Raw genomic sequence first — 11,903 nt, forward strand, 5'->3', positions numbered from 1 at the left:
GCCCCACCACGATCGCCGAACCACCCACGACCTCGACGAAAGCACCACCGAACAGCTCCGCCAGCGACTCGTCCCACTCGTCCGGCACAACGCCACGCACGTCATACGCCTTGACGATGTTCGAAAGATCTGCGGCCACTGCCTGCCCTCCTGAGGTTCTGTGCGGTCCGGCCAACCTACCCTGAACCAGCAGCTGTCCCGCAGATGACCCGAGCGTCAGGAATCCGGCGATCTGAGGACGCGCAGGTGTCCGCGACGGGTCTCGCCGGTGGTCTGGCCGCCCTTGCCGGATCCGGCCTGCCCGGGGGCGCGGCCCGGCGGGCGCGCGGCTTCACGGACGGCGTTGGCCAGGGCTTCGAGGTCGTCGCCGCTGGGGCGCGACGGACCGGACCCGTCGGACAGACGGACGACCTCCCAGCCCCGCGGGGCTGTCAGGCGCTCCGAGTGCTCGGCGCACAGGTCGTAGCAGTGGGGTTCGGCGTATGTGGCGAGCGGGCCGAGAACTGCGGTCGAATCGGCGTAGACGTACGTCAGTGTCGCGACGGCAGGGCGGCCGCACGCGGTGCGCGAACAGCGACGTACAAGGCTCACGACGTTGGACGGTACCGCACTCTTGACCGGGCCGCGACGACTCCACCGCTGCTCACTCCCCCGTGTCGTGCTCGGAGCTACCCTGCGGGGGTGACGGACACCCCTCTGCCCCCCTGCCCCGCCGAGCCCCCCGCGGGGGTCCCCGTCGAGCCCAGAACGCGCCGGCGGGACCGGCACGGGCGCGGGATGCGCGGTCCGCTGGCCCCTCCGCAGGTGCCCCTGGCGGCGAGCCGGGCGGAGCTGTTCGGGGATCTCGTACGGGACTCCGTGGAGCGGCTGGAGCGGCGCTGGCCGCAGCTGTCCGAGGTGGAGTTCCTGGTGGGCGACGTGCCGGGGCCGCCGGGCGGTCCGGACGGCGGATGGAACGACGAGGCGGTGCCGCTCGGTGCGGTGTCGGAGTCCCGCCAGGGGCGGCCGGCCCGGATCGTGGTCTTCCGGCGGCCGGTGGAGATCCGTACGAAGACGCGCGACGAGAAGGCGATGCTGGTCCACGAGATCGTGGTGGAGCAGGTGGCGGAGCTGCTCGGCCTCACCCCGGAGACGGTGGACCCCCGCTACGGCCAGGACTGACGAACGGTCCGGCCACGGCGGGGGCCCCGATCGTCACCTGGTCAGGACGGAGAGGTCCTGGACGGCCCTGGGGACCGACACCGTGGAGTGGTCGTCCGAGAAGCCCTGGACGGTGAACATCGCGATGCCGTCGTTCGGGAGGGACAGGGTGCGGGCCGCGTGGACCGGGCCGCCCGAGAGGGTCTCGACGGTGAGGGCGTAGGAGCCCTTCCCGCCGGCGGGGGCCAGGGTCAGCGTCTGCGTGGTGCCCGCCTTGACCGTGACCTCCTGGGAGGCCGGCTCGCCGCCGCCGGTGCCCGGGGACGCCGTCACCTTGACCTTCGCCTCGGCGCCCGGGGCGGTCAGCGACAGCAGGGTGGTGTTCTCCTCGGGCCGGTTGTCGGCGACGGTCGCCCGGGCGCCGACCGGCCCGGTGGCCGGGACGAATCCGAGCTCCTGCTTGGCGCCGCTGCCGCGGACCACGCGTACCGCAGCGACCACCGGGGCGGCCTTCTTGGCGTCTGCCGGGGTCAGCAGCAGCGAGCCGGGCTCGCCGCGGGTCACGTCCTTGAGGTCCACGACCGCCGTCATGCCCGCCTTGACGTGCAGCTGCTCGTTGCCGGCCGGGCTGATGGCGCTGCCCGGTCCGGCCAGGCGCACCTTCAGGTCGGCGTCCTCCTCGCCGGGCACGAAGGCGACCAGCCGTACGGAGGTCGCGTCCGCGGGGATGCCGGGCAGCACCAGCGAGCCGGCCGGGTCGGTGGAGGCGGGCAGCCAGTCGGCGCCCACGTTCTCCTCGGAGACCTGCACGGAGGCGCCCACCCGGCCCGCGCGGGTCGTCACGTGGGCGGTGGCGTCGGCGAGCTGGGTGGCCGGGAGCAGGGAGGAGAGCAGGACGGTCTTGGTGGACTTGGGGTCGACGCGGATGTTCTCGCTGGTGCCCGCGTCGGGCTTGGCCAGGCCGTCGGGGCCGAAGAGCGCGATGTCGACGATGGCGGCCGCGTCGTCGGGGTTGGTGAGGTGGAGGTAGTCCTCGCGCCCCTTGGCGGTGCTGACCCCGGGGAACCAGAAGTCGGTGCCGGGCGCGGTGCAGCCGACGCCGAGGACGCCCCGGGCTCGGCCGACCGAGACCTTGGTGGTCAGCTGCGCCGTCCAGCCGGGGGCGAGGACGCCGTCGGCGCTGCCGGTGAGGGCGGGGGCGTCCGCCCCGTTGGCGGTGGCTCCGACGGGCTTGCCGGGCTCCTTGGGCTCCAGGACGGGTTTGGCGTCCTTGGTCGCGCCGAGCAGCCGGGCCGAGCCCTTGCCCTCCCCGGCGGGGGCGCCGGGCGTGTACGAGGTGTACGTGGTCTCGGCGATGTCCGAGGAGCTGGGGCTGGGGCACACCAGCAGGGACCGCTCCACGGGCATCCGGGCCGAGGCCGCCGCCTTGCCGTCGGAGGCCCCGCCCGCGGGGGCGGGCGCGGTGAGGGCGGCCACGCCGGTGAGGGCGGCCAGCGCCGCCGTCACGGCCGCCAGCGTCAGGGGTGCGCGCTGCTTCACTGCTGGGGGCTCCCGTCAGGACGCGGGTCGTGCTGTGCGTGGACGTCGTGGGGTGGGTACTGCTCGTACGACTCGTAGGGCTCGTACGGGTAGGGGTACTGCTGCTGGTGCTGCTGCTGCGGGTACGGGGTCTCGTAGGCCGGGCCGCCCTGCTGCTGGTCGTACCCGGGGTACTGCTCGTACGGGTACTGCTCCTGGGGCTGCTGGGGCTGCTGCTGGGGGTCGTACGGGTAGCCGCCCTGGTCGCCGTAGGCCGGGTAGGCGTACGGCTCCTCGCCGTACACCGGCTGCGCGGGGATCTGGGCGTAGGGGTCGGCGGCGGCCGCGGTCTCCACGGGGCCGGGTGCGGTGTCCGCCTCGGCCTCGGCGCGGAGCCTGCGGGCGCGGCGGCCCTCGCCGGCCTCGCCCGGACCGGGACGGGACGCGGACGCGGCCTCCTCCTCGGGCAGGTCGTCGTCGAGCTCGGCGCGCCGGCCGGGCAGGGCCATGACCAGCAGGACCAGGGCGAGCAGGCCCTGGGTCCAGTTCCAGGCGGTCCGCAGCAGGGAGGCCTCGTGGACGAGGTCGAGGCGGCCTCCCCCGGTGGGGAGTTCGAAGCCCTGGGCCCAGCCGTCGAGGGTCTTCGCCTTGAGCGGCTTGCCGTCGAGGGTGGCCTGCCAGCCTGCGTCGGCCCGGTCGGCGATGCGCAGGACGCGGCCCGCCTCGCCCGCGGGGATCTTGCCGTGGGCCTCGACCGGGCCCGCGGCGACCGGGATCGGGGCCTCGCCCTGCTTGGCGGAGACGATGACGGCGCGCGGCAGCCAGGGCTCGACGCCCCACAGCGCGGTGCCGTCCTGCTGGTGGCGCCGGCTCAGGCCGGGGGTGGCGTCGAGGACGCGGCGGATGTCCTCGGGGCCGCCGGGGCGGAACATCACGAAGCGGATGGCGTAGGCGCTGAGCTGGCTGGACTGGTCGGCTCCGGAGCCTGCGACGAGGTTGGAGACGACCTTGTCGAGCCGGGGGTCGTCGCCGGTCCGGGCGGTGATCTCGGCGTCGCCGAGGCGGCCGCCGGGGCCGCGGACGAGGCTGTAGGAGACCGTGGCGGGCCCGCCGAGGTCGAGGAGCAGGGTGCGGGTCTGGTTGTCGTCGCCGCCGGCGTCGGCGACGAAGGCCGGTACCTGCACCGGGTCGCGGCGCTGGAGCGGGCCGTCGGCGCCGGCGATCATCCAGGTGGCCGCGGCGATCAGCGGGCCCGCGGCGGCCGCGAGGGCGATGAGTGCGGCCAGCGGCTGGCGCCAGCCGAAGTTGCGGGCGGCGACCCGGTCCTTGGCGCCGTCCGCGCCGACCATGGCGGCGGCGAGGAGGGCGATTCCGTACACGAGGGTGGCCGGTCCGGCCCAGGCGGTCCGGTTGGCGAGGACCGCGAGGAGGAGGGCGGCCAGGGCGGTGGCCCAGGCGGTGCGGACGGCGAACTGCCGGTCGGCGCGGAGCAGGGCGGCCAGGGCGGCCAGGACGACGCCTGCGAGGAGCAGGCGGGCGCCGGTGCCGGGGCCGCCGGGGCTGATGCCGAGCAGGTCCAGTGCCCCCGCGGAGCCGGCTCCGTAGGGCAGCCCGGCCTCCTGGAGGAAACGGCCGGGGTGCGTGAGCAGGCCCAGGGACCAGGGGGCGAGGACGACGAGGGGGACGGCGAGGGTGGCCAGCAGCCGCAGGCCGTACGTCTTCCACTGCGCGCGGCGCAGGACGAGCGCGGCGGCGCCGAGAAGGGCGGCGAGCGGCCAGACGACCGGGGTGAAGGCGGTGGCCACGGTCAGCAGGAGCGTGTACGTCCACACCGCGCGCCAGCCGCCCCGCTGCTCGGGGGCTGCGGCGTCATCGCCGAGGCCGAAGGCCGCGATGGCGGAGCGGGCGATGAGCGGGAGGACGACGGCGAGGACGGCGGTGCCGAGGCGGCCGCCGGCGAGGGCGCCGGTGACGGCGGGGAGGAAGGCGTAGGCGGTGGCGGCCCAGGCGCGCAGCAGCCGGGATTCGACGAGCGGCCGGGAGGCGAAGTAGGCGGTGAGGCCGGCCAGCGGGACCGATCCGACGAGGAGGAGCGTCAGGGCGGCCTGCGTGGAGCCGAGGAGCAGGGTGGAGAAGGCGCCGAGGGCGGCGAGGTAGGGCGGGGCGGCGGCGGTGGAGCCGGTGCCCACGGGGTGCCAGCCGTCGGTGTGGATGCTCCACAGGTCGAGGCCGCCGGCGGGGGCCGGCAGGAGGGCGCCGCCCATGAGGGAACCGCCGCCGATCAGGGCGCGGCAGGCCGCGAGGGAGACCAGAAGGAGGAGTCCGAAGAGGAAGGGCGCGGGGTTGCGCGCGATCCGCTTGAGGCGTGCGAAGCGCTCGGTCTCCTGGTAGTCGCCGTCCTCGCCGGGCGCGCTCAGGATGCTGCCGCCGCCGTGCCGGCCGGCGGGGGCGGAGTCGGTGGCGCGGTCGCCGCCGAAGTAGCCGGCGAGCTGGTCGGCGTTGGCCCGCAGGGAGGCTCCCGGCGGGGGGAAGAGCGGGCGCAGTTCGGAGGCGGGGACGGCGGGGCGGCGGCGGGCCTTGCGGGCGGCGAGGAGGCGGCCGGGGCGCAGCAGGGTGGCGAGGAGGCCGGTGATCTCGTCGACGGCCTGGCCGGGGGCCTTGCCGATCAGGTAGGCGAGGGTGCGCAGCACGGTGCCGAACAGGACGCGCAGCAGGACGTAGGGCAGGGCGCGGCCGGAGCTGTTGGCGAGGATCGTGTAGACGGCGCCGGCCTTGTCGACGCGGTGCGGGCTGGCGCTGGTGCGGCCGGCGCAGTCGACGGTGCGGCGTTCGCGGGCGGAGGCCTCGGCGTGGCGCATGACGGCGTCGGGGGCGACGAGGACGGTGTGGCCGGCGCTCTGGGCGCGCCAGCACAGGTCGACGTCGTCGCGCATGAGGGGCAGGCGCCGGTCGAAGCCGCCGAGTTCGTCGTAGACGTCGCGGCGCACGAGCATGCCGGCGGTGGAGACGGACAGGACGGGGCGGACCTGGTCGTGCTGGCCCTGGTCCTGTTCGCGGCGGTCGAGGCCGGTCCAGCGGCGGCCGCTGCGGGCGATGGTGACGCCGGCTTCGAGGAGCTGCTTCTTGTCGTACCAGCCGCGGAGCTTGGGGCCGATGATCGCGGCGTCGGGGTTCTCGTCGGCGACGCGGAGCAGTTCGGTGAGGGCGTCCGGTTCGGGGGCGCTGTCGTCGTGGAGGAGCCAGAGCCACTGGACGGGTTCGCCGTGGGGCAGGTCGGGAAGGTCGTAGGCGTCGTCGCGCCAGGTGCGGCTGACGGGGTCCCAGCCGCTGGGGCGCTTGAGGTAGGGGAGGTCCTCGGGGGTCAGGGTGCCCGCGGTGCGGGCGGATTCGTCGACTGCGGTGCCGAATCCGGTGCGGCGGGCCAGGTGCAGGACGTGGTCGTCGCCGAGGGCCTCGGTGAGCAGTCGTGCGGACTCGTCGGCGCTGCCGGTGTCGGCGGCGACGTGGTTCTGCGCGGGGCGTTCCTGGCCGAGGAGGCCGGCGAGCGTCCGGGGCAGCCAGCGGGCGCCGTCGTGGGCGACGAGGACCGCGGTGACGACGTGCCGGGGGAACTCGGGTGTGACGGGCGCCTGGTAGGAGGCCGTCGACTGGCTGTGCAGGGACATCGCGGTACGGGCCCTCCGGCCGGGGGTCCGGGGGTGGTGTGCCCTCGGAGGCTGCTGGACAGCGCCCCACCCTAACGGCTGCCAAAGCAGCGGTCCGCCTCCTGCGGGGAAGGTGCAGGAGGCGGACCGTGTGTGGTGCTCTTCGTTCGGCTGTGCGTCGCGCTCGACGCGTTGCTCGGATATTCGGATATGTCGTGCGGGGTGCTGCGGGTGCCGGGTCGGTGGCGCTCCGGCGGTATCAGACGGCTGCCTTTTTCAGGCGCCGGCGCTCGCGCTCGGACAGGCCGCCCCAGATGCCGAATCGCTCGTCGTTGGCGAGGGCGTACTCAAGGCATTCGGAGCGGACTTCACAGGCGAGGCAGACCTTCTTGGCCTCCCGGGTGGAGCCGCCCTTCTCTGGAAAGAAGGATTCGGGGTCGGTCTGGGCGCACAGGGCGCGCTCCTGCCATCCGAGCTCCTCGTCCGCTTCCTCGACCAGCAGTTCCTGAAACAGCTCGGTCATGTGCGCCCCTCGCTCTGTTGGTGCGTCCCCGTGGTCACGTCGTCACTCATAGCTACGTAACGACACGAGTGAAATTACAAGTGCGTGGCTCCGGGGCAGTCAAGCCGAGATCTGCTATTGGGCCCCTTATTCACTCTGCGGAACCAAGCCTATGCAGAAAGTGTTCATATCGCCAAAAATCGTGACACATGCCATTGGCGTCATCAGATGTCACCTTCACTCGTAATCCACGCGTCGCCCCGAAGCGGGGTTGCGACCCACCCCGAAGAGCGGCGCAGATCACATTCAGGTCACGACATGGCGAGATCAGGTTTGAGTCCCGGCGCAGCGCCACCTCCCCTGCCGCGGACTGCACAAACCTTTCTCCGCACACAGTAACCGGATGAGGTGAAACTTTTCCCCCAAACCGGACATTGGGTTGACAGCTGGACCCTAAACCCGTTCTCCTAGTTCGCATGTCAGCGCCCGCAGCCACCACCCGGACCCCCATTCGTGGGTTCCTCTGCGCTGCCCAGGTTCGCTGTTGCTGTTGCAGCTGTTGATGCCCGTGGAGCCTCGGCTCCCCAGAGCTCCGGCCCACCCCCACAGCGACCGCCAGCACGACTGACATCCGTCGAGGTACACCCCGATGAACAGCACCACCACCGCTCCCGCCGCCGTCACCCCCACGGCCGTGACCGCGACCGTCGAGAGCGACCTGCAGATCGCCGGCGACATCCTCGCCGTCCAGCACCTCCTCCAGCCCGCCCGCGAACACCCGGCCACCGTCGCCGAATTCGTCGGCCTGGCCCGCTCCATCGCCGAGGACCGCGCCTCCTGGGAGCACCTCGTCCAGTACGACGCCACCACCCGCTGGTACCACCGGCTGCGCACCGGCCCCGGCTACGAGGTCTGGCTGCTCAGCTGGGTCCCCGGCCAGGGCAGCGGCCTGCACGACCACGGCGCCTCCTCCGGCGTCCTGACGGTCCTGGAGGGCGAGCTCACCGAGCACACCTCCCGCGGACGGCTCACCCACCGCGCCGGCGGCCAGCGCGTCTTCGCCCCCGGCTACGCCCACGAGGTCGTGAACGACACCCTCGACGGCGCGGTCAGCCTGCACGTCTACTTCCCCGGACTGACCGAGATGCCGATGCACAGCTGCTCCCCGGCCGAATCCGAGTCCGTCCCCGCCTGACCCCGACCGGCCTGCCACTCCCACCCGCCGCCCGACCACCACCCCTGTACGACAGCCTTCGGCCGACAGTCCCACCCGCCGCCCGACCACCACCCCTGTACGACAGCCTTCGGCTGACAGACTGTCTGCATGCGCATTGTTGTTCTGGCCGGCGGTATAGGCGGCGCCCGGTTCCTTCGCGGACTCAAGTCGGCGGTGCCCGACGCGGACATCACCGTCATCGGCAACACCGGTGACGACATTCACCTCTTCGGGCTCAAGGTCTGCCCCGACCTGGACACGGTGATGTACACCCTCGGCGGTGGCATCAACGAGGACCAGGGCTGGGGCCGCACCGACGAGTCCTTCACCGTCAAGGAGGAACTCGCCGCCTACGGGGTCGGCCCCACCTGGTTCGGACTCGGCGACCGCGACTTCGCCACCCATATCGTCCGCACGCAGATGCTCGGCGCCGGCTACCCGCTCAGCGCCGTCACCGAGGCCCTCTGCGACCGCTGGCAGCCCGGGGTGCGGCTGCTGCCCATGTCCGACGACCGGGTCGAGACCCACGTCGCGATCACCGAGGCCGGAACCGGCGAGCGCCGGGTCATCCACTTCCAGGAGTACTGGGTCCGGCTGCGCGCCTCGGTCGACGCGGAGGCCGTCGTACCCGTGGGGGCCGAGCAGGCCAAGCCCGCACCCGGCGTGCTGGAGGCCATCGCCGCGGCCGACGTGATCGTCTTCCCGCCGTCCAACCCCGTGGTGTCGGTCGGCACGATCCTCGCCGTGCCCGGCATCCGCGAGGCCATCGCCGCCGCCGACGCCCCCGTCGTCGGCCTGTCCCCCATCGTCGGCGGCGCACCCGTGCGCGGCATGGCCGACAAGGTGCTCGCCGCCGTGGGCGTCGAGTCCACGGCGGCCGCGGTCGCCCTGCACTACGGGACCGAGCTGCTCGACGGCTGGCTCGTCGACACCTCCGACGCGGCCGCCGTCGCCGAGGTGGAGGCCGCCGGGATCACCTGTCGCGCGGTGCCGCTGATGATGACCGACCCGGAGGCCACCGCCGAGATGGCCCGGGCCGCGCTGGAGCTGGCGGAGGCCTCTCGGTGACGGCGGCCCCCTCGTACGAGGTGCGGGCCGTCGACGGGATACCGGAGGTCAGGCCGGGCGACGACCTGGCGAAGCTGATCGCGACGGCCGCACCCGGTCTGCGCGACGGGGACGTCCTGCTCGTCACCTCGAAGATCGTCTCCAAGGCCGAGGGCCGGATCGTGCGGGCGGACTCGCGCGAGGCCGCCATCGACGCGGAGACCGTACGGGTGGTCGCGCGCCGGGGCCCCCTGCGCATCGTCGAGAACCGGCAGGGCCTGGTGATGGCCGCGGCCGGCGTGGACGCCTCCAACACCGCGCCCGGCACCGTGCTGTTGCTCCCGGAGGACCCGGACGCGTCGGCGGCCGCGATCCGCGCCGGGGTGCGCGACGCGCTCTCCGTGGACGTGGGCGTGGTCGTGACGGACACCTTCGGGCGGCCGTGGCGCAACGGGTTGACGGACGTCGCCATCGGCTCGGCCGGCGTGCGGGTCCTGGACGACCTGCGCGGCGCCACCGACGCCCACGGCAACCCGCTGAGCGCGACGGTGGTGGCGACGGCGGACGAGCTCGCCGCCGCCGGCGACCTGGTCAAGGGCAAGGCGGCCGGCCTGCCGGTGGCCGTCGTGCGCGGACTGGCGCACGTCCTGGGCGAGGGCGCGACGGCCCGGGACCTGGTGCGCACGCCGGTCGACGACATGTTCCGGCTGGGCACCTCGGAGGCTGTACGGGAAGCCGTCACGCAGCGCCGTACCGTACGGGCCTTCACGGCGGAGCCGGTGGACCCGGGCGCGGTGCGGCGGGCGGTGGCGGCGGCCGTGACGGCCCCGGCCCCGCACCACACCACGCCGTGGCGGTTCGTGCTGCTGGAGTCGGAGTCCTCGCGGGTGCGGCTGCTGGACGCGATGCGGGACGCGTGGATCGCGGACCTGCGCTCGGACGGCAAGTCCGAGGAGTCCATCGCGAAGCGGGTGCGGCGCGGGGACGTGCTGCGGGCCGCCCCGTACCTGGTGGTGCCGTGTCTGGTGACGGACGGGGCGCACCACTACGGGCACGCCCGGCGGGACGCCGCGGAGCGGGAGATGTTCGTGGTCGCCATGGGCGCGGGCGTACAGAACCTGCTGGTCGCGCTGGCCGGCGAGCGGCTGGGGTCGGCGTGGGTGTCCTCGACCATGTTCTGCCGGGACGTGGTGCGGGAGGTGCTGGAGCTGCCGCAGGACTGGGACCCGATGGGGACGGTGGCGGTCGGCCACGCGGCGGCGGCCCCGCCGCAGCGGCCGGCGCGCTCGGCGGAGGACTTCGTCGAGGTCCGCTGACGGCCGCCCGCGGCGAGCCCTGCGGACGGAGCCGGGGCGCGCTGCGGCGGGGCTCGGCCCCTGGACGGCGGGACCGTGCCGGGCCCCCCGCCTCAGGGGTCCGGGGCGGGCCTGGGCCGCTGACGCCGGACGCCTGCGGCGAGCCCCGCGGAACGCAGCCCGGCCCGGGCTGCGGCGGGCCGGGCCCTCGACGGCGGGGCCGTGCGGGCTGCGGCCTGCGGGGTCCGGCGGGGATCCGGGTACGCCTGCGGCGAGCGCCTCGCCCGACGGGCAGGGCCGCGCGGACCGCCCGACCGGGGACAGCTCGCCCGGCGGGGCGGCGCGGGCGGGCCTGGCCGTGCCGGGCCCGCGCCGCCCGGCACCGCACCTCATCCCCCGGACTCCGTCCCGGGGGACCCCCAGGTTGTCGGGGTACCCCAGTACGTCCAGTACGCGGGCGCCCCTCCGCCTTGCGATGCACGGCACCGGACGACGCGGGCCCGAAGGGCAAGATCCGAAAGAGACGGCCTAGAGGCGGCCGATGTCGCTGCGGTACATCCGCGGGGTCCGGCGGGGCGGGGTGCGGCCCGCGAGGAGGATGAGGCGGGCCGCCCGGTGGCGCTGGCCGGCGTACGGGGCGAGGAGCTCCAGCATCGCGGCGTCGTCGGCGTCCCGGTCGTCGGCGAGGGCGTAGCCGATGATGCCCGGCAGGTGCAGGTCGCCGGTGGTCACGGCGTCGGGGTGCCCGTTGCTGCGCTGGAGGGTCTCGGCGGAGGTCCACGGGCCGATGCCGGGGACGGCCTCCAGCCGTCGCGCGGCCTCGGGCAGGTCCATGGCCGCCGCTTCCTCCAGGCGGTTCGCGACGCGTACGGCCCGGACGATGGTGTCGGAGCGTTTGGCGTCGACACCGGCCCGGTGCCAGTCCCAGGACGGGATCATCGCCCAGGTGCGGGGGTCGGGCATGACGTGCAGGTTCAGCCCGTGGGGGCCGGGTGCGGGCTCGCCGTACTGCCGTACGAGGCGGCGCCAGGCGCGGTAGGCCTCGTCGGCGGTGACCTTCTGTTCCAGGACGGTGGGGATCAGGGACTCCAGCACCAGGCCGGTGCGCGTCAGGCGCAGGCCCGGGCGGCGGCGGTGGCTGGCGTGCACGAGGCGGTGGCGGGGGACGAACACCGCCGGGTCGTCGCCAGCGCCGAGCAGTGCCGGCAGGTGGTCGAGCAGCCATGCGGCGCCGGCGCCCCAGGCCTCGGCGTCGATCTCGGTCCCGGTCCGGGAGACCCGGAGGGTGGCGGGCCCGTCGGGGGTGCGGGTGGCGCGCCAGACGGAGCCGTCGGGCGTGGTGCGGAAGGTGGGGTCGGCGGGGCCTCGCCGGAGCGGGCCGAGGGTGAGGCCGAGGTCGACGGGGCCGTCGGGGGTCCACCGGCGCTCCACGGCCCCCGCGCCGGCGGCGCCCGCGCGGCCCGGCGGTACGTCGGTGCGGCCGCCGCGTACGGCGGTCCGGTTGAGGGGGTCGAAGCGGCCGGCCATGGGTCGAGCGTAGC

General features: G+C 74.6%; 9 protein-coding genes and 1 pseudogene. 4 read left to right on the forward strand and 6 right to left on the reverse strand.

Going from position 1 to position 11,903, the window contains the following annotated elements; translation table 11 throughout:
• Positions 1-139, reverse strand: a pseudogene (manB, locus tag E6U81_RS41195) (phosphomannomutase/phosphoglucomutase); the annotation flags it as partial.
• Positions 140-216: 77 nt separating this feature from the next.
• Positions 217-591 (reverse strand): DUF3499 domain-containing protein, encoded by a 375-nt coding sequence (locus tag E6U81_RS24620; RefSeq protein ID WP_136232276.1) that lies wholly within the window; start codon positions 589-591, stop codon positions 217-219.
• 186 nt (positions 592-777) lie between these two features.
• Here E6U81_RS24620 and E6U81_RS24625 point away from each other — a divergent pair, with 186 nt between their 5' ends.
• Positions 778-1,161, forward strand: a complete 384-nt coding sequence (locus E6U81_RS24625) for a metallopeptidase family protein (RefSeq protein ID WP_030659882.1) — start codon at positions 778-780, stop codon at positions 1,159-1,161.
• Between the two features lie 33 nt (positions 1,162-1,194).
• Here E6U81_RS24625 and E6U81_RS24630 read toward each other — a convergent pair whose 3' ends face one another.
• The 3 genes from E6U81_RS24630 to E6U81_RS24640 form a co-directional block, all read right to left on the reverse strand.
• Positions 1,195-2,679: a DUF5719 family protein gene (locus E6U81_RS24630; protein ID WP_136232277.1), complete on the reverse strand. Its 1,485-nt coding sequence runs from the start codon at positions 2,677-2,679 to the stop codon at positions 1,195-1,197.
• Positions 2,676-6,323, reverse strand: a complete 3,648-nt coding sequence (locus tag E6U81_RS24635) for a glycosyltransferase family 2 protein (protein ID WP_136232278.1) — start codon at positions 6,321-6,323, stop codon at positions 2,676-2,678. The genes E6U81_RS24630 and E6U81_RS24635 overlap by 4 nt, the downstream gene beginning before the upstream one ends.
• 238 nt (positions 6,324-6,561) lie before the next feature.
• Complete coding sequence (locus E6U81_RS24640) at positions 6,562-6,825, reverse strand: WhiB family transcriptional regulator (protein WP_003983763.1); 264 nt, start codon at positions 6,823-6,825, stop codon at positions 6,562-6,564.
• Positions 6,826-7,453: 628 nt separating this feature from the next.
• On the opposite strand from E6U81_RS24640, the gene E6U81_RS24645 reads away from it, so the two are divergent.
• From E6U81_RS24645 to E6U81_RS24655, 3 genes are all read left to right on the forward strand, one after another.
• On the forward strand, positions 7,454-7,999 hold the full coding sequence (locus tag E6U81_RS24645; RefSeq protein ID WP_136232279.1) for a cysteine dioxygenase family protein: 546 nt from the start codon (positions 7,454-7,456) through the stop codon (positions 7,997-7,999).
• Between the two features lie 129 nt (positions 8,000-8,128).
• Positions 8,129-9,088 (forward strand): 2-phospho-L-lactate transferase, encoded by a 960-nt coding sequence (gene cofD / locus E6U81_RS24650; protein ID WP_136232280.1) that lies wholly within the window; start codon positions 8,129-8,131, stop codon positions 9,086-9,088.
• Positions 9,085-10,383: a coenzyme F420-0:L-glutamate ligase gene (locus E6U81_RS24655; RefSeq protein WP_136232281.1), complete on the forward strand. Its 1,299-nt coding sequence runs from the start codon at positions 9,085-9,087 to the stop codon at positions 10,381-10,383. The genes cofD and E6U81_RS24655 overlap by 4 nt, the downstream gene beginning before the upstream one ends.
• A gap of 507 nt (positions 10,384-10,890) precedes the next feature.
• On the opposite strand, the gene E6U81_RS24660 is transcribed toward E6U81_RS24655, so the two are convergent.
• Positions 10,891-11,889, reverse strand: coding sequence for a DNA-3-methyladenine glycosylase (locus E6U81_RS24660; RefSeq protein ID WP_136232282.1), 999 nt, complete (start codon positions 11,887-11,889; stop codon positions 10,891-10,893).
• Positions 11,890-11,903 lie beyond the last annotated feature (14 nt).

It is taken from the genome of Streptomyces sp. A0592 (assembly GCF_004795115.1).
Taxonomy (GTDB): domain Bacteria; phylum Actinomycetota; class Actinomycetes; order Streptomycetales; family Streptomycetaceae; genus Streptomyces; species Streptomyces erythrochromogenes.

Excerpts from the sequence above, each read along its gene's own strand:
- E6U81_RS24625 (WP_030659882.1), top strand. The coding sequence starts at position 778 with ATGCGCGGTCCGCTGGCCCCTCCGCAGGTGCCCCTGGCGGCGAGCCGG.
- E6U81_RS24635 (WP_136232278.1), bottom strand. The coding sequence starts at position 6,323 with ATGTCCCTGCACAGCCAGTCGACGGCCTCCTACCAGGCGCCCGTCACA.
- E6U81_RS24640 (WP_003983763.1), bottom strand. The coding sequence starts at position 6,825 with ATGACCGAGCTGTTTCAGGAACTGCTGGTCGAGGAAGCGGACGAGGAG.
- E6U81_RS24645 (WP_136232279.1), top strand. The coding sequence starts at position 7,454 with ATGAACAGCACCACCACCGCTCCCGCCGCCGTCACCCCCACGGCCGTG.
- cofD (WP_136232280.1), top strand. The coding sequence starts at position 8,129 with ATGCGCATTGTTGTTCTGGCCGGCGGTATAGGCGGCGCCCGGTTCCTT.
- E6U81_RS24660 (WP_136232282.1), bottom strand. The coding sequence starts at position 11,889 with ATGGCCGGCCGCTTCGACCCCCTCAACCGGACCGCCGTACGCGGCGGC.